Genomic DNA, 17,356 nt, shown 5'->3' with positions numbered 1-17,356 from the left:
GCCGCCCGCGCGGCGCTTCGCAGCACAAGGCTGCTCCTACATCTGTTTCGGGCCAGTTAAGCCTGTGGCAGGCGCGCGCGACCGCTTTGTTTGTACGACGCGATTTCGCGCCATGCACCAAGGGGGTCGCGCGCAATTCCCCAGGAATAATTGGCCCGAAACAGATGTAGGAGCAGCCTTGTGCTGCGAAGCGCCGCGCGGGCGGCGCTCGATCTCACAGGCGCCAAACATCTCAAGATATGCGCCCATAAAAAAGGAGAGCCGAAGCTCCCCTTTTTTATCAACAGCAATCAGCCAATGGTCATCAAGCTGGCATTACCCCCCGCCGCCGCAGTGTTCACACTCACCGCCCGCTCAATCACCAACCGCTCGAGCGCAATCTGGTGATCCCCGCTGGACAGCCCGTGCACACCGACGATCGCACCAGCACGCTTGGCCACCTGCTGGCACACGCTGCGCAGCTGGTCCGAGTCGCCATGGTGAATCACGGCGTCGAACGCCACGTCATCCTTGTTCCAGTCCGCCACCAGCTTGACCTTGGCCTGCAGCTCACGCGGCAGACGGGCACGCAGGGCCTTGCCCGGTTCGCTGTCAGCCCACACCGCCGAGCTACCAACGGCCAGTACGGCAGCCAGTTGCGCCAGCAGGTCAGCGTCGTTGTCGGCCAGGCACAGAACGTGCTCACGCGGCAGGATGGTGTAGCTGTTGCGCTCGCCGGTCGGGCCTGGCAGCAGGCGGGCGATGCCGCTCTGCGACTGGCTGGCGAACTGGTCGCACAGCGCAGCCAGGTCGGCCAGCTGGTTGCTCTGGGCCCAGGCCTTCAGGCCGTGCAGTGGCTTGACCAGCTGTTCGTGCAGGGTGCGGTCTGGCTTGCCTTCGCCATCCTGCTGCTGGAAGTGGCGGCCAATCGCGTCGGCCGGGCGGGTCGACAGCAGGCGGTACAGGTACAGCGGGCCGCCGGCTTTAGGGCCGGTGCCAGACAGGCCTTCACCACCGAATGGCTGCACGCCCACCACTGCACCGACGATGTTGCGGTTGACGTACATGTTGCCGGCATTGGCGTTTTCCACCACCTTGGCGATGGTCTCGTCGATGCGGGTGTGCACGCCGAGGGTCAGGCCGTAGCCGGAGGCGTTGATCTGCTCGATCAGTTGGTCCAGGTTGCGGCGGTTGTAACGCACCACGTGCAGCACCGGGCCGAAAATTTCACGCTTCAGCTCGTCGAAGCTTTCCAGCTCGATCAGGGTCGGCATCACGAAGGTGCCACGTTTGACCTCGGCAGCATCGGCAATGGCCACTTGATACACCGCGCGGCCTTTCTCACGCATGCCCTGGATGTGCTTCTCGATGCCGGCCTTGGCTTCGGCATCGATCACCGGGCCAATGTCCACGGCCAGGCGGTCCGGGCAGCCCAGGCGGCTTTCGGCCATGGCGCCCTTGAGCATTTCGATCACGCGGTCGGCGGAGTCTTCCTGCAGGCACAGCACGCGCAGGGCCGAGCAACGCTGGCCGGCACTGTCGAAGGCCGAGGACACCACGTCGATCACCACCTGCTCGGTCAGTGCCGAGGAGTCGACGATCATCGCGTTCTGGCCACCGGTTTCGGCGATCAGCGGGATCGGACGGCCCTGGTTGTCCAGGCGGCCGGCGACGTTGCGCTGCAGCAGGCGGGCAACCTCGGTGGAACCGGTGAACATCACGCCTTTGACGCGTTCGTCACCAACCAGGCCGGCACCGACGGTTTCGCCACGGCCCGGCAGCAGTTGCAGCACGCCCTCGGGGATGCCGGCTTCCAGCAGCAGGCGCACGGCCTGGGCGGCAATCAGCGGGGTTTGTTCGGCTGGCTTGGCCAGCACCGGGTTGCCGGCAGCCAGGGCCGCAGCTACCTGGCCGGTGAAGATCGCCAGCGGGAAGTTCCACGGGCTGATGCACACCACCGGGCCCAACGGGCGGTGGGCGTCGTTGCTGAAGTCGTTGCGTGCCTGCACGGCGTAGTAGCGCAGGAAGTCAACGGCTTCACGCACTTCGGCGATGGCGTTGGCGAAGGTCTTGCCGGCCTCGCGGATGAGCAGGCCCATCAACGGCTGGATTTCGGCCTCCATCAGGTCGGCGGTGCGTTCCAGAATGGCAGCACGCTCGGCGGGCGGGGTGGCCTGCCAGATCGGCGCGGCGTTCAGTGCGCACTGGATGGCGTTGTCGACGTCGGCAACGGTGGCTTCCTGCACATGGCCGACCACGTCGCGATGATCCGCCGGGTTCAGTACCGGCGCGGCAGCGCTTTCACTGGCGGCGCAGGCCAGCAGCGGGGCGGCCTTCCAGTCGTTGTGAGCGGTGGCCAGCATGGCGCAGGACAGCGACGCCAGGCGGTGTTCGTTGGCCATGTCGATGCCGGCCGAGTTGGCCCGCTCGGTGCCATACAGGTCGCGCGGTAGCGGGATACGCGGGTGTGGCAGGCCGATGTTGCCTTCCTGGGTGCCCATGCGCTCGATACTGGCGACCGGGTCGGCGACCAGTTCCTGGATGGAAATCGAGTGGTCGGCGATGCGGTTGACGAACGAGGTGTTGGCGCCGTTTTCCAGCAGGCGACGCACCAGGTAGGCCAGCAGCGTTTCGTGGGTGCCGACCGGTGCATAGACGCGGCACGGACGGTTCAGCTTGCCATCGGCAATCTTGCCGACCACTTGCTCGTACAGCGGCTCGCCCATGCCGTGCAGGCACTGGAACTCGTACTGGCCCGGGTAGTAGTTCTGCCCGGCAATGTGGTAGATGGCCGAGAGAGTGTGGGCGTTGTGGGTGGCGAACTGCGGGTAGATGGCTTCTGGCACGGCCAGCAGCTTGCGGGCGCAGGCGACGTAGGACACGTCGGTGTACACCTTGCGGGTGTAGACCGGGTAGCCTTCCAGGCCCTCGACCTGGGCGCGCTTGATCTCGCTGTCCCAGTAGGCGCCTTTCACCAGGCGGATCATCAGGCGGTGGCGGCTGCGCTTGGCCAGGTCGATGACGTAGTCGATCACGTACGGGCAGCGCTTCTGGTAGGCCTGGATGACAAAGCCGATCCCGTTCCAGCCCGCCAGCGACGGCTCGAAGCACAGGCGCTCCAGCAGGTCGAGCGACAGCTCCAGGCGGTCGGCTTCTTCGGCGTCGATGTTCAGGCCGATGTCGTACTGCTTGGCCAGCAGGGTCAGCGACAGCAGGCGCGGGTACAGCTCTTCCATCACGCGCTCGTACTGGGCGCGGCTGTAGCGCGGGTGCAGTGCCGACAGCTTGATCGAGATGCCCGGGCCTTCATAGATGCCGCGGCCATGGGAGGCCTTGCCAATCGAGTGGATGGCCTGCTCGTAGGACGCCAGGTACTTCTGCGCATCGTGCTCGGTAAGCGCGGCTTCGCCGAGCATGTCGTAGGAATAGCGGAAACCCTTGGCCTCAAAGCGGCTGGCATTGGCCAGTGCTTCGGCGATGGTCTCGCCAGTGACGAACTGCTCGCCCATCAGGCGCATGGCCATGTCGACGCCCTTGCGGATCATCGGCTCGCCGCTCTTGCCGATGATGCGCGTGAGCGAGGAGGTAAGGCCGGATTCGTTGTGGGTGCTGACCAGCTTGCCGGTCAGCAGCAGGCCCCAGGTGGCGGCGTTGACGAACAGCGACGGGCTGTTGCCCAGGTGCGGCTGCCAGTTGCCGGTGCTGATCTTGTCGCGGATCAGCGCGTCACGGGTGCCCTTGTCGGGGATACGCAGCAGGGCTTCGGCCAGGCACATCAGCGCCACGCCTTCCTGGGACGACAGCGAGAACTCCTGCAGCAGGCCCTGGACGATGCCGGCACGGCCGCCAGCGCTCTTCTGGTTGCGCAGTTTTTCGGCGATGCCAGCGGCCAGCTTGTTGGTGGCCTCGGCCAGCGGTGCGCTCAGGCGCGCCTGCTCCAGCAGCATTGGTACCACTTCCTGCTCGGGACGGCGGTAGGCGGCGGTGATCGCCGAACGTAGTACCGACTGTGGCAGGATGCTTTCGGCAAATTCAAGGAAGCACTGGTGGCTGTGGTCGGCCTGAACATCACCGGCATCTTCAGCCAGGCTGGTGGCGTGGCCGTTGAGTTCGGTCAGGGTGGCACCACCCTCGAGCTTCTCCAGGTAATTGAAGATCGCTTGCTTGATCAACCAGTGCGGCGTGCGGTCAATCGACTGCGCAGCTGCCTTGAGTCGCTCACGGGTCGGGTCATCGAGTTTGACCCCAAGGGTGGTCGTCGCCATTTCTTATCCTCGTTATTGCCACGGCTGTGGCCTAAGCTGGCGCCAAGAGTAGCTGTAGGACAATTCGGGTGCAACCAGGTGCAACCCGAATTTTTTGTGTAAAAGGTGCAACTCGTCTGACAGACATTTCCACACCCTGAAAAGGGGCGTTTCCGGTTCGTTTTGATCTGAAAAACCGGCTTGATGCGCCAAAAAGGAGCAAAAAAGTGGCTTTTACAAAAAATGCTCAAGCGGGTGCAACTTGTAAAAGAAAAATGGTTGCACCTGCTTTGCGTTGTTGCATAGGATTCGCCGCCTGGGTGCAACCGCCATGGCTGCGGTTGTGCATGAGATAAAAACAAACGCCAGGGCACACGCATGGGCAATCCACTAACGATCACTTTCGTGGTCTACATCGCGGCAATGGTGCTGATCGGCTTCGCGGCCTATCGCGCCACCAACAACCTTTCCGATTACATTCTGGGCGGTCGCAGCCTGGGTAGCGTGGTCACCGCGCTGTCCGCCGGCGCATCCGACATGAGCGGCTGGCTGCTGATGGGCCTGCCGGGCGCCATCTACTTCTCGGGCCTGTCCGAGGCCTGGATCGCCATCGGCCTGACCGTTGGTGCTTACCTCAACTGGCTGTTCGTGGCCGGCCGGCTGCGCGTGCAGACCGAGCACAACGGTGATGCGCTGACCCTGCCTGACTACTTCGCCAGCCGTTTCGAAGACAATAGCGGCTTGCTGCGTATCATTTCGGCGATCGTCATCCTGGTGTTCTTCACCATTTACTGCGCCTCTGGCATCGTTGCCGGTGCCCGTCTGTTCGAAAGCACCTTTGGCATGCCGTACGAGACTGCCCTGTGGGCTGGCGCCGCAGCTACCATCGCCTACACCTTCGTTGGTGGCTTCCTGGCGGTGAGCTGGACCGATACGGTGCAGGCTTCGCTGATGATCTTCGCGCTGATCCTGACCCCGGTGATCGTGCTGATTTCCACGGGCGGCTTCGACACCACTTTTGCTGCCATCGAAGCGGTGAACCCGGCCAACTTCGACATGTTCAAAGGTGCCACCTTCATCGGCATCATCTCGCTGATGGGTTGGGGCCTGGGCTACTTCGGCCAGCCGCACATCCTGGCGCGCTTCATGGCCGCCGATTCGGTGAAGTCGATTGCCAATGCCCGCCGCATCTCCATGACCTGGATGATCCTGTGCCTGGCCGGTACCTGCGCCGTGGGCTTCTTCGGCATCGCCTACTTCTCGGCCAACCCTGACCTGGCAGGCCCGGTCACCGAGAACCATGAGCGTGTCTTCATCGAGCTGGCCAAGATCCTGTTCAACCCATGGATCGCCGGCGTGCTGCTGTCGGCTATTCTGGCGGCGGTGATGAGCACCCTGAGCTGCCAGCTGCTGGTGTGCTCAAGCGCCCTGACCGAAGACTTCTACAAGGCCTTCCTGCGCAAGAACGCTTCGCAGGTCGAGCTGGTGTGGGTCGGTCGGCTGATGGTACTGGCCGTGGCACTGATTGCCATCGCCATGGCTGCCAACCCGGAAAACCGCGTGCTGGGCCTGGTGGCTTATGCCTGGGCCGGCTTCGGTGCGGCCTTCGGTCCGGTGGTGCTGATTTCGGTGCTGTGGAAAGGCATGACCCGTAACGGCGCGCTGGCCGGTATCGTGGTTGGTGCACTGACCGTGATCCTGTGGAAGCAGATCGATACCTGGGGCCTGTACGAAATCATCCCGGGCTTCCTGCTGGCGAGCATCGCCATTGTTCTGGTGAGCAAGCTGGGCAGCCCGTCGAAAGCGATGGTGCAGCGCTTCGAGACTGCCGACGCGGCGTATCACGCTGACAAGTAATACCCGTTGAATCGGCGTTGCCTTCTTCGCGGGCTAGCCCGCTCCCACAGGTACTGCGCAGGGTTCTGAGAACTGTGCAGGCCCTGTGGGGGCGGGTTTACCCGCCAAGCAGGCGCCGCCGATCAGCAGCCAGGCCTGACTCCGCCTGCAAGGCAAGGTAAACTTGCCGCCTTCGCAGGAGTTGCCATGAACTATCGTCACGCCTTCCACGCCGGCAACCACGCCGACGTCCTCAAACACATCGTGCTGACCCGCCTCATCGCCTTGATGTCGCGCAAGGAGCAGCCGTTCGCCTACATCGATACCCACGCAGGGCTCGGTCTGTACGACCTGCAAGGCGACCAGGCAACCCGCACCGGCGAGTACCTGGAGGGCGTCGCCCGTCTGTGGGGTCGTGATGATGTGCCGGCCATGGCTGCCGATTACCTGCGCGTCATCAAGCGGCTGAACGCCGATGGTGAGCTGCGTTACTACCCCGGTTCGCCCGAACTGGCGCGCCGCCTGATGCGTCAGCAAGATCGCGCGCTGCTCAACGAAAAGCACCCTGAAGACGGGCCGCTGCTCAAAGAGAACATGAAAAAAGACCCGCGTGTGGTCGTGCACCTGGGCGAAGGCTGGCATGTGCCCAGGGCCCTGCTGCCGGTGCAGGAAAAGCGCGCGATCATGCTGATCGACCCGCCGTTCGAGCAGGCCGATGAGCTCAAACGCTGCACCAATTCCATGAAAGAGGCGATCAGCCGCATGCGCCAGACCGTCGCGGCCATCTGGTACCCGATCAAGGACCAGCGCTCGCTGACGCGTTATTACCAGGACCTGACCAGCACCGGCGCGCCGAAGCTGCTGCGGGTCGAGCTGTATGTGCACCACCAGGATAGCCCGCAGGGCCTCAATGGTTCGGGTCTGGCCATCGCCAACCCGCCGTGGGGCCTGGAGGAAGAGCTCAAGGAGCTTCTGCCGTGGCTCGCCAAGGAGCTGGCCCAGACGGACGGTAGCTATCGCATGGACTGGCTCATCGCCGAATAATAATGCTTGCCTGTACTGGCCTCATCGCCGGCAAGCCAGCTCCCACAAGTACCGCATCTCCCTTGAGGTAGCGGTGTTCCTGTGGGAGCTGGCTTGCCGGCGATGAGGCCAGTACAGGTTGCCGCGTTGCGCGCATGTTTGCGTTATAATCCCGCCCTTTAGCCGCCACCCGCCCAAGAGGCCGCTGGCGCATTTTTACCGAATGAAGAGGCTAATCCCTTGGCATTGACGATTCTTGGCCTGTCCGGCGCCCTTAGCCATGACCCTTCCGCGGCCCTGTACATTGACGGCAAGCTGATTGCCGCCGCCGAAGAAGAGCGCTTCGTGCGTGACAAGCATGCGAAGAACCGCATGCCCTACGAGTCGGCGAAGTTCTGCCTGGAGCAGGCAGGCATCAAGCCGTCCGACGTCGACGTGGTAGCCATCCCGTTCGCCCCGATCAGCCTGTTCGGCAAGGCGCGCTGGCACTATGCCAAGCGTTACTGGTACGCCCCGGATCGCGCCCTCGACGCCATCCTGATGGGCAACCGTCGCTACAAGCGCTACCGCAAGAAGATCGTCTGGTGCCTGGAGCAGCTGGGCTTCGACCCGAAAAAGGTCAAGATCGAGCCAGTCGAGCACCACTTGGCCCACGCCTCCAGTGCCTACCACTGCTCGGGCTTCAAGGAAAAAACCGCGATCCTCGGCATTGACGGTAAAGGCGAATACGCCACCACCTTCTTTGGCTACGGCGAAAACGGCAAGATCCACAAGATCAAGGAATTCTTCGACCCGGACTCCCTGGGCGGCTTGTATGGCGCAATCACCGAGTTCCTCGGCTTCGAGATGCTCGACGGCGAGTTCAAGGTCATGGGCATGGCGCCATATGGCGACGCCAGCAAGTACGACTTCTCGCGCCTGGCCAGCTTCGAAAACGGCGAGCTGGTGATCAACACCGAGTACGCCAACGTCATCGGCTTGCGTCGCTATAAAGAGAAGGGCAAGGGGTTCTACTTCTCGCCAAAGCTGATCGAATGGCTGGGCCCCAAGCGCGAAGGCGATATCGCCGACGAGCCTTACATTCATTACGCGGCCAGCATGCAGGCGCTGTTCGAGAAGCTGGCGCTGCAGATGATCGACCACTACCTGGGCGACACCCTGCGTGAAACCGGTAAGCTGGCCTTCGCCGGCGGCTGTGCGCTGAACGTCAAGCTCAACCAGAAGATCATTGCCCGCCCGGACGTGAAAGAACTGTTTGTGCAGCCGGCCTCTGGCGACGCCGGTACTGCTGTCGGCGCGGCCGCCTATGTTTCCCACGCCCGTGGCGTACCGGTCGAGAAGATGGAACACGTCTACCTCGGCCCGTCGTACTCCAACGAAGACGTGATCGCGGCCTGCGCCCGGCACCCGAACCAGCCGAAGTGGCGCAAGCTCGACAACATGCCGCAGCAGATCGCCCAGATCATGGTCGATGGCAACCCGGTGGCCTGGTTCCAGGGCCGCATGGAGTTCGGCCCGCGTGCCCTGGGTGGCCGTTCGATCATTGGCTGCCCAAGCGTCGAAGGCGTGGCTGACCGCATCAACCACCAGATCAAGTTCCGCGAGCGCTGGAGACCTTTCTGCCCGTCGATGCTCGACACCGTCGCCCCGCAGATGATCAAGGTCGACCACCCGGCGCCGTTCATGACCTTCACCTTCGAAGTGGCTGAAGAGTGGAAGACCCGCGTACCGGAAGTGGTGCACGAGGACGGTACTTCGCGTGCACAGGTGCTCAAGCGCGAGTACAACCCGCGCTACTACGACATGATGAAAGCGCTGGAAGACCTGACCGGCAACGGCGTGTCGCTGAACACCTCGCTGAACCGCCGCGGTGAACCGATGATCTGCTCGCCGACCGACGCCCTGAACATGTTCTTCGGCTCGGACCTGCAGTACCTGATCATGGAAGACATCCTGGTTGTGAAGGACGGCGCGGCCGCGTATGACCAGCCGCTCTGAACCGCGCATCCTGCAGTTCTGCCATGGCTATGACGGGCCGTTCCTCGACTGCGCCCGTCAGTACGCCAGCCTGTTCCAGGGGCGTGGCTACCAGGTCACCACGGTGTTCCTCACCGGTGCAGCCGACCCGCTGGTAGCGGCCGGCTGCGCATCGGACGAGGTCCTCTTCCTGGAGTTCAGCTCCAAGGCTGTGCGTGGCCTGAAGCTCGGTGCCATTCGTGCCTTGCGGCGCATCGCGGCCGAGCGCAACTTCGCCTTCTGCATTGCCCACCGCTTCAAGCCCATCTACGTGGCCCTGCTGGGTACCGGCCTGCCGGTCATTGGCGTGCACCATGCCTTTGGCGACTATGAGCGCAAAGGCCGTCGGCTGTTCGCCAACCTGTTCAGCAAGCGCCTGAGCCTGCTGGGCGTGTCGGACGCGGTGCGCGACGACATGCGCCGCTGCCTGCCACAGTGGCCGGCCGAGCGCATCCAGACCCTTTACAACCGCATCGACATCGACGCCCTGCAAACAGCCCTGGTGCCGCGCGTCGAGGCACGCCAGGCCCTGGGCCTGGCTGCCCAGGCGTGGGTCGTCGGCAACGTCGGGCGCCTGCACCCGGACAAGGACCAGGCCACGCTGTTGCGTGGTTTTGCCCAGGCCCTGCCCGCGCTGCCGGCCGGTGCGCGTCTGGCGATCCTTGGCAAGGGCCGGCTGGAAGCCGAACTCAAGGCCCTGGCCGCCGAGCTGGGCATTGCCGGGGAGGTGGACTTCCTGGGCCAGGTGCCGGATGCACGCCGCTATTTCCAGGCCTTCGACGTGTTCGCCCTGAGCTCCGACCATGAGCCGTTCGGCATGGTCCTGCTCGAAGCCATGGTTGCCGGCGTGCCGGTGCTGGCCACGGCCTGTGGCGGGGCCCGCGAAGTGGTCGAGGGTGTGGGTGTGCTGTTCCCGCTAGGCGATGCCGCACAGTTGGCCCACGGGCTGAAGCACATGGCCACGCTGGACGCTGAACAGCGTCAGGCCTGTGCCGGGCACATGCTGCAGCGCCTGCATGAACGCTTCTCCGATCAAGCTGTACGCGAGGCCTTCTGGCAGCTGCCGCAAGTACGTGCGCTGGTGGGGCAGGCCTGATGCTCAATCGTATCCAGGCCTTCCGCGAGCGCGGTTGGCAAGCCATCGACGCCCAGGCTTATGCCGAGGCATGGGGGCGTTTTGGTGGCAGTGTTGCCACCCATCCGCTGGTGGTCGAGCAACTGGCTGACCTGGCGCAGATCCCGGTGCGTTACCTGGGCTGGTACCAGGCCGGCGAACTGAAAGCCGCCATCCCGACCTGGGGGCGCCACCTGGCGCTGGCCAAGGACGTGCTCAAACGTGCCGGCAAAAAAGCCCTGTTCGACCTGGGCAATGCCGAAATCATCCTGCCAGCGGCGGTCGATGCCGCTGCACCGTTGCGCCATACCGCACGCTACCTGTCCGAACTGTGCCAGGGCCGTTTCAGCGGCCTCAAGGCGCAGAAGGAACAGCTGGCGATGGCGCGGGCGCACGAAGACCTGTCGAAGAAATTCCGCTACAACCAGCGCCGCGAACTGCGCCTGCTGGAAGAGGCGGGTGGCGTGGTACGCCCGATCAGCGACTTCAGTGCGCAGGAAATCGCCAGCATGTACTGCGACCTGTTCCAGCGCCGCTGGGGCTTCCCGGCCACCGGTGCCGAGCGCATGGCCGAGGTGCTGGAGCGCCTGCGCGAGCTGCTGATCGGCTCGGTGCTGATGCTGGACGGCAAGCCGATTGCCATTCAGCTGGTGTACCGCGTCGAAGCGCCGGGATGGGTCAGTGTCGAGTACATCAATGGCGGTGTAGACCCGGAAACCAAGGCCTTCAGCCCCGGCAGCGTATTGAGCTTCCTCAATACCCAGGCCGCCTGGGAAGATGCCCGGGCGCGCAACAAGCCATTGCGCTTCTCGTTTGGCCGTGCCGACCGCGAATACAAGGACCGTTGGTGCAACCCTGTGCCGGTGTATCAGGTGTGAGCCGCAAGCAGCAGTTGCTCAAGCGCCATCGGCGCAACAAGCGCCTGGGCTTGCTGACCGGCCTGGTCGCGCTGATCGCCCTCGGTGTATTGGCCTGGTGGTGGCTGCCGCTGTTGCTGTTGCCGCTGCTCTGGGCCGCCCACGAGGCCTGGTTTGCCGACCACCTGTTCTATGCGCCAGGCGAGGACTACGCCTACGATTTCGGTGAACAGGCGCGGGAAGTTCCTGCCAGCCTGCACGATGGGCTGCTCAAGGCTGACTGCGCATTGCAGGGCGATGAAACCCTTGTGCTGGAGCTGCGGGTAAAAGGCAGCTGGCTCGGGCGGTTCTTCGACCCGCAGGTTGTGCTGGTGGCGGCTGAGCAGGCCGACCGGCAAACCTTCGAGCGTGGCGTCGATGGCGTGCGATTCCTCAACCTGACCGGCCTGGCTGCGCCACTGCAAGCCGGCATGTTGCGCCTGCGTGGTCGTCATTGCCGGCTGCTGGGCGAGCCGCGTCTGTGGATAACCCCGGCGGTCGAACTGCAGCGGCGCCGGGTGATGGTGATTGCGCCGCATGCCGACGACGCCGAGCTGGCTGCCTATGGCCTTTACAGCCAGGCGGATGAGACCTGGGTAGTGACGCTGACCGCCGGTGAAATCGAGGCCGAGCACTACCAGCAGATGGGCTTGGCCAAGGCCGAGGCAGCGCGCCTGAAGGGTCGCCTGCGCGCCTGGGACAGCATCGCGGTGCCGCGCTGGGCCGGTGTGCCGGAGTCGCGTTGCGTGCAACTGGGTTACTTCTGCCTGCAACTGCCTGCCATGCAGGCAGCGCCCGACCAGCCGGCAGCCTCCCGTGAAGCTGACCTCGCCGATATCCGCGTGTTCCGCCAGTTCAACCCGTTCCCGCTGCCGGGCGATCGCGATGGCGCGCCAACCTGGCACAACCTGCTGGCCGACCTGCGTGCCCTGTTGGAAATGGCCAAGCCAGAAGTACTGGTGATGCCGCACCCGCAGCTCGACCCGCACCCTGATCACATCTGTGCACAAGCAGCAGTGCTTGAAGCCTTGCAAGGCCTGGCCTGGCAGCCACAAACCCTGCTGTGCTACGCCAACCACCTGCATGATAACGACCGCTGGCCCATGGGCGACAGCGGCGATGGCGTGGCCTTGCCTCCGCAGCTGAGTGCTGCGCAGGCCTGGGCACCTTGCAGCCTGGTGCTGGACCTGGCTACCCAGCATGACAAGGCCATGGCCCTGGGCATGATGCACGACCTGCAGCCGCCCGCGCCGTTCAAGCGCCGCCTGCGCCGCTTGCTGCAACGCTGGCTGGCCGGGCGGCGGCCGTCGCCTTACGGGGAGAACGAGTTCTTCCGCAAGGCCGTGCGCCGACACGAGCTGTTCTGGCGGCGCGAGCTGTAAGCACGCCCCATGGTTGACCGCGATGGCGCAGAGCGCCCAAGGAAAGCAATGAAAGTCCTATTTCTGGTGCAGAAGGAACAGCGGGCGATTCTCGACCGCCTGTACGATGGCGTCGCGGCCAACTGCGAGTGCGACCTGCGTTGGCTGACCAGCGAAGACCAGCGCAACCTGCGTCGCTATTTCAAGCGCGAAGTGCAGGTCGAGCGCTATGACCGCATCGTGTTCTTCCTGCGCTTCAAGCAGGAAATCCGCCAAGTGGCCTTCATCCGCACCGTACCGAACCTGGTGATCCTCGAGCACGACGCCTACCAGAACTACATTCCGTGCAAGTACACCGGCAAATTCAGCGCTCATTACCGCCAATTGCCATGGGCACGGGTGATCAGCTCTGGCTACATGGTCAGCGAGCGCCTGCGCCAGGAAGGTTTCGATGCGGTGTTCGTGCCCAAGGGCTATGACGAGCAGTTGCTCGCCGACCAAGGGCGTGAGCGCGACATCGAACTGGCCTTCGTCGGCAGTGTCAACAGCGTGGCCTACAGCGGTCGCAAGGCGCTGCTGGACGAGTTGGGGCAGGTCGAGAACCTGCTGGTAACCCGTACCAAGTCGGGTGATGACTATTGCAACACGCTCAACCGTATTCGTTTCTTCGTCAGTGCCGACGTCGGCATGGGCGAATACATGATCAAGAACTTCGAAGCCATGGCCTGTGGTTGCGTGTTGCTGGCGTACGACCAGGGCGAGGAAGAAAACCGCGCATTGGGCCTGCAGGACATGCACAACGTGGTGTTCTATGACAACATCCCGACCCTTCAGGAAAAGCTCCGCCGTTTGCGTGCAAACCCTGAACTGGCCCGGCAGATTGCAGAAAATGGCCGCCATCTGGCGGTTTCCCGTTTCAGTTTCGCCGCAGTTGGACGTAGCATCGTCGACCACATGCGCCCCGCGCTCAGGCCTCACCCACCGTTGTCTGCATGGCAGCGGCTGCGCCTGAAACTGGGCATCTAAACAAGAGCTTTCGCGCCCAGGAGCGGGTGTTGAAAGCCGATAGTCGCAATGCGGAGGGAGTCCGGTGCGCTTTTCAGAAGAAAGTGATGTCACGCTTGTCGTGACCAGTTGTGGGCGGTTCGATCTGCTCAAAGATACCCTTGAGAGTTTCGATCGCTACAACACCGCGCCCATTCGCGAAGTGTTCATCACCGAAGATTCCGGTGACGATGCCGTGCATGGCGCTGTGCCAGAGCACTGGAAACCGTACTGCAAGGTGTTCGTGAACCGGCCCAAACTCGGCCAGTTGCCGTCAATCGACCTGGCCTACAGCCACGTCAAGACGCCGTACATTTTCCACTGCGAAGACGACTGGCATTTCTACCGCCAGGGCTTCGTCGAAGACTCGCGGGCCATCCTGGATGTCAGCCCCAACCTGTTGCAGGTGTGGCTGCGCAGCCATGCCCATGACCTGGCCGTCCACAGCCCGTACATCCACCTGGGCGATCGCCAGATCATCGCCGGTGTGCCGTGCTACCCGCTGCTGTCCGACAAGGCCGAATGGCAGGCGTTTTCGCTCAACCCCGGCCTGCGTCGATTGAGCGATTACCAGCGCTGTGCGCCATTTGCCGCCTATGCTGGAGAGAAGGCGCTTTCCCGACGCTACGCTGAGTTAAATCTGACAGCGGTCACCTTAGAGGGTGATGCAGTATTGCACACTGGATTTGGCAATCACGTGACCTTGCCCATTGAAGTGGAGCGCAAGGCCAAGCGTCGCCAACGTGATCGGATCAAACTGGCATTGACGCTGGTGACAGGTGCCTTGATCGGCATGGGTATCACCCTTTTTGTTCAATGAAGTCGCTGTCCCACCTGACATGAGCGGGAGAGGGCCCATGAACATCGTCAATATGATGTGGGCGGGTGGAACGCCGTACATGTCCATCCACAAGGTGCATCGGCAAGTGCTGTCGCATGCCGGTAACGATGCCCGGATCAGTAACTGGTTGCTGCTGGGTAGCGGGCTCTGCTGTGGGCTCGGTTCGACGCGGGAGTGGCACATGCCGCCACGTGCGCTGAAAGGGCGACACCTGTGGCGCCTGCTGCGGCCGTGGTTGCGCATGCGCTTGCGCAAGGCGCTGACCGAGGCCAAGGCAGAAATCGTGCTGCTCGACGGTATTGGTGTCGCGCGGCTGGTACTGCCGCTGTTGCAGAACATTCCCCAGGTGCGGGCCAAGGTGCTGTTCCATGGCAAGACGCGTCTGAACAGCAGCGATATTCGCCTGTTGCGTATGCTCCCGGCCGAGCGGCTGAGCATCGCGGCCGTGTCGCATACGCTGGCTGAATCGCTGGAGCATGACCTGGGTCGGCCGGTGCAGACCCTGCGCATGGCGCTTGATCCGCTGGCGTTCGTCGAGCCGTTGCTGAGCCGGGACCAGGCCAGGCAGGCGCTGCAATTACCTCAGGCCGACGGGGTGATGCTGGGCGCGGTAGGGCGGTTGGTAGAGAGCAAAGGCTTTGAAATGCTGATCGAGGCATTCGCCAAGGCCAATGCACGGCAACCGGGCCTGCAGTTGGCGATCATTGGTGAGGGGCCGCAGCATGCCGTGCTGCAGGCGCGTATCGACGCGCTGGGCCTGGCCGGGCGTGTTCACCTGCGCGGTCACCGTGAAGACCTGCAGCAGCTGTATCGGGCATTCGACTGGCTATTGGTGCCTTCGCGTTCCGAAGGCCTCGGGCTGGTGGTGCAAGAGGCCGTGATGGCCGATGTGCCGGTGGTGTGCAGTGACCTTCAGGTGTTCCGCGAGCAGTTGCGCGATACCGGTGGCTACCTGCCCATTGCCGACGAAAGCGCCTGGGCTGAGGCGATCGAGCGCTGTACGGCAATCGGTGCCCCGGCGGTAGCCGCCAGGCAGCGCCAGGCGCTGGCGCCGGAGCAGGCCTGGCAGGCCTTCTGCAACGGCTCGCAGAGCCTGTTGCGCAACTGACCGTCAGCGCGCCAGCAGGGCTGCCTCGAAGGCGGCGAGGGGGAACCGGTCACCCAGGTTCTCCCGCTCGATATAGCGCACCATGTGCTGCACATTGCGCCGAATCATGCGTGCCGACAGCGGCGGGCGCAGGAAACGCATGTCGGCAACATCGATCAGGCCGAGCTGCTGCTCAGGGGTGACCACCACATTGCCCAGGTGCAGCGAGCGGAAGTACACGCCGCTGCGGTGCAGCTGGCGGACCAGCTGGATCAGTTCCGGCAGGTAAGTGTCCCAGCTGAAGCCTTCATCGCGCGACATTTGCAGCAAGGTGCGCCCGGGTAGCGGGCGATAAAGCACGGCGGTGCGGCCTGGCAGGTCGAGCTTGTGCTGGCTGATCACCTCGAGGGTGGGGATGCCAAGTTGCGCCAGGCGCGCGGCGTTATCGACGAAGCGCTGCGAGTAGGGACGCAGCAATGCAGATGAAATCAGCCGCTTCCTACGAAAAACCTTGAGGAAATTACCATCCGCGAGCAGGTAGACTTTGGCGCCATGGCTGTCTGCCTCAAGCACCTGTGCGCCTTGTGTCAGCTGATCGAAGTCGACCTGGGTGAGCCGGGAGCATTGCATGAATAGAGCCTTGTCGTCTGGCGAGCAAAATGACCGGCAATAATGCCGAAAATAATGCGGTAGCACCATGGATGGTGTCTTTGATTCATCGGGGGAAAAGGATGTTGTATCAAAAAAACTGGGCACGGGTCTGGTTGGGGTTGGGTCTGGTCTGGTTCCTGGCGGCGATTGCCTTGGCGCCGAGCAACAAGATTTATCAGCAAGGCCTGGTGTTGTTCCTGTGGCTGCCAACGCTGGTGCTGGCATGGTCCGCCCGCGAGGTGCTGGTGCAGGCCTGGAAGCGTCAGCCGGCGCTGTGGATGAGTTTGCTGTTGCTGTTGGCCTGGAGTGGGCTGAGCCTGGTCTGGTCATCGGCAGAGGACCCGGGGCGTGAGATCAAGCGCCTGGTCTACATTCTGGTGTTCCTGCTGGCGTTTCCGTTGCTGGCCCAGCTTGGCCTGGCGAGGATTCGCCAGCTGTTGCTGCTCGGTAGTGCCTTGCTGGCTGTTGCCGCTCTGGTTTCGGTCATTCATTTCTATGGCGTGCTTGGCATGCCTTGGCGGGCCCGCCTGCAGGGTATCGGTGAAATATCGCACCCCATCCTGGGTGCATACGTCGTCGGTACGGCGGTGCTTTTCATGCTTTACGAGCCGCCTCGGCACCGTGGCCTGCAGCTCTTGTGGCTGGCGGCACTGGCGTGCCTGGGGGCGTTTGCCATGCTTAGCCAGAGCCGTGGCGCGCTTTTGGCCCTGGTACTCACCGTCATCATGGCGCCGCTGTGGTTCCGTGACCGCCACAGCCGGGTGTTTTCCATCCTGGCAGTCATTGCTACCGGCGTTGCTTTCTATGTGGTGTACGACCTGATCGCCAAGCGCGGCTCATCCTACCGGCCGGAAATTTTCCATGCCGTGGTCGACATGATTGCCGCCCACCCTTGGACCGGCCTGGGCCTGGGGGCTGCCTACGACGTCAGTGCGGTGGGCAAACATTTTGACCACACCCACAACATGTTCACCCACGTTGCCGTAGAGATGGGCCTGCCGGGCATGCTGCTCTGGGTCATGGTGTGGTTGTTCACCCTGGGTGAAATCATTCGCGCGCGCGGCACGCTGTTTGGCAAGCTCCTGCTGGGCTTCTGGGTGTATTCGACCCTGGCCATGCAGTTCGATGCCGCCAGCCTCACCGGTACGCCACGTGCCGAATGGTTTATCAGCTGGCTGCCTGTCGGCCTTGCCATGATGCTGCCATGGAGGCGTGCCGAAAATGACGCCTGTGGTAAAATTTCCGGTTCAACCTGAACAGCGAG

General features: G+C 63.3%; 12 protein-coding genes. 10 read left to right on the top strand and 2 right to left on the bottom strand.

The window, feature by feature from the left end:
* Nucleotides 1-290: 290 nt before the first annotated feature.
* Complete coding sequence (gene putA / locus MRBLPB4O_RS25380; protein ID WP_341796936.1) at nucleotides 291-4,244, bottom strand: trifunctional transcriptional regulator/proline dehydrogenase/L-glutamate gamma-semialdehyde dehydrogenase; 3,954 nt, start codon at nucleotides 4,242-4,244, stop codon at nucleotides 291-293.
* 357 nt (nucleotides 4,245-4,601) lie between these two features.
* Here putA and putP point away from each other — a divergent pair, with 357 nt between their 5' ends.
* From putP to MRBLPB4O_RS25335, 9 genes are all read left to right on the top strand, one after another.
* On the top strand, nucleotides 4,602-6,080 hold the full coding sequence (gene putP / locus MRBLPB4O_RS25375) for a sodium/proline symporter PutP (protein ID WP_341796935.1): 1,479 nt from the start codon (nucleotides 4,602-4,604) through the stop codon (nucleotides 6,078-6,080).
* Nucleotides 6,081-6,266: 186 nt separating this feature from the next.
* Nucleotides 6,267-7,103: a 23S rRNA (adenine(2030)-N(6))-methyltransferase RlmJ gene (gene rlmJ, locus MRBLPB4O_RS25370; RefSeq protein WP_016501929.1), complete on the top strand. Its 837-nt coding sequence runs from the start codon at nucleotides 6,267-6,269 to the stop codon at nucleotides 7,101-7,103.
* 219 nt (nucleotides 7,104-7,322) lie between these two features.
* Nucleotides 7,323-9,080: a carbamoyltransferase gene (locus MRBLPB4O_RS25365; protein WP_264360982.1), complete on the top strand. Its 1,758-nt coding sequence runs from the start codon at nucleotides 7,323-7,325 to the stop codon at nucleotides 9,078-9,080.
* Nucleotides 9,064-10,194, top strand: coding sequence for a glycosyltransferase (locus MRBLPB4O_RS25360; RefSeq protein ID WP_341796934.1), 1,131 nt, complete (start codon nucleotides 9,064-9,066; stop codon nucleotides 10,192-10,194). The genes MRBLPB4O_RS25365 and MRBLPB4O_RS25360 overlap by 17 nt, the downstream gene beginning before the upstream one ends.
* Complete coding sequence (locus MRBLPB4O_RS25355) at nucleotides 10,194-11,090, top strand: antimicrobial resistance protein Mig-14 (RefSeq protein ID WP_341796933.1); 897 nt, start codon at nucleotides 10,194-10,196, stop codon at nucleotides 11,088-11,090. The genes MRBLPB4O_RS25360 and MRBLPB4O_RS25355 overlap by 1 nt, the downstream gene beginning before the upstream one ends.
* Nucleotides 11,087-12,490, top strand: coding sequence for a PIG-L family deacetylase (locus tag MRBLPB4O_RS25350; RefSeq protein WP_341796932.1), 1,404 nt, complete (start codon nucleotides 11,087-11,089; stop codon nucleotides 12,488-12,490). Before MRBLPB4O_RS25355 ends, MRBLPB4O_RS25350 begins: the two co-directional genes overlap by 4 nt.
* Before the next feature lie 48 nt (nucleotides 12,491-12,538).
* Nucleotides 12,539-13,495 carry a glycosyltransferase gene (locus tag MRBLPB4O_RS25345; RefSeq protein ID WP_341796931.1) on the top strand — a complete coding sequence of 319 codons (957 nt, stop codon included), beginning with the start codon at nucleotides 12,539-12,541 and terminating at the stop codon, nucleotides 13,493-13,495.
* A gap of 64 nt (nucleotides 13,496-13,559) precedes the next feature.
* The gene (locus MRBLPB4O_RS25340) at nucleotides 13,560-14,333 is read left to right on the top strand and encodes a hypothetical protein (RefSeq protein WP_016501923.1); all 774 of its coding nucleotides are present in this window, start codon (nucleotides 13,560-13,562) and stop codon (nucleotides 14,331-14,333) included.
* 37 nt (nucleotides 14,334-14,370) lie between these two features.
* Entirely contained in the window at nucleotides 14,371-15,462 is a 1,092-nt protein-coding gene (locus MRBLPB4O_RS25335) for a glycosyltransferase (RefSeq protein WP_341796930.1), read from the top strand.
* 3 nt (nucleotides 15,463-15,465) lie between these two features.
* Here the strand turns inward: MRBLPB4O_RS25335 and MRBLPB4O_RS25330 are convergent, their stop codons facing one another.
* Entirely contained in the window at nucleotides 15,466-16,071 is a 606-nt protein-coding gene (locus tag MRBLPB4O_RS25330; RefSeq protein ID WP_174370328.1) for a toluene tolerance protein, read from the bottom strand.
* 101 nt (nucleotides 16,072-16,172) lie between these two features.
* Between MRBLPB4O_RS25330 and MRBLPB4O_RS25325 the strand changes: the two genes are divergently transcribed.
* Nucleotides 16,173-17,348, top strand: a complete 1,176-nt coding sequence (locus MRBLPB4O_RS25325) for an O-antigen ligase family protein (protein ID WP_341796929.1) — start codon at nucleotides 16,173-16,175, stop codon at nucleotides 17,346-17,348.
* Nucleotides 17,349-17,356 lie beyond the last annotated feature (8 nt).

The sequence above is a fragment of the Pseudomonas sp. LPB4.O genome, from assembly GCF_038383825.1.
In the GTDB taxonomy this organism is placed as follows: domain Bacteria; phylum Pseudomonadota; class Gammaproteobacteria; order Pseudomonadales; family Pseudomonadaceae; genus Aquipseudomonas; species Aquipseudomonas putida.
This window is presented reverse-complemented; position numbering and strand designations above follow the sequence as displayed.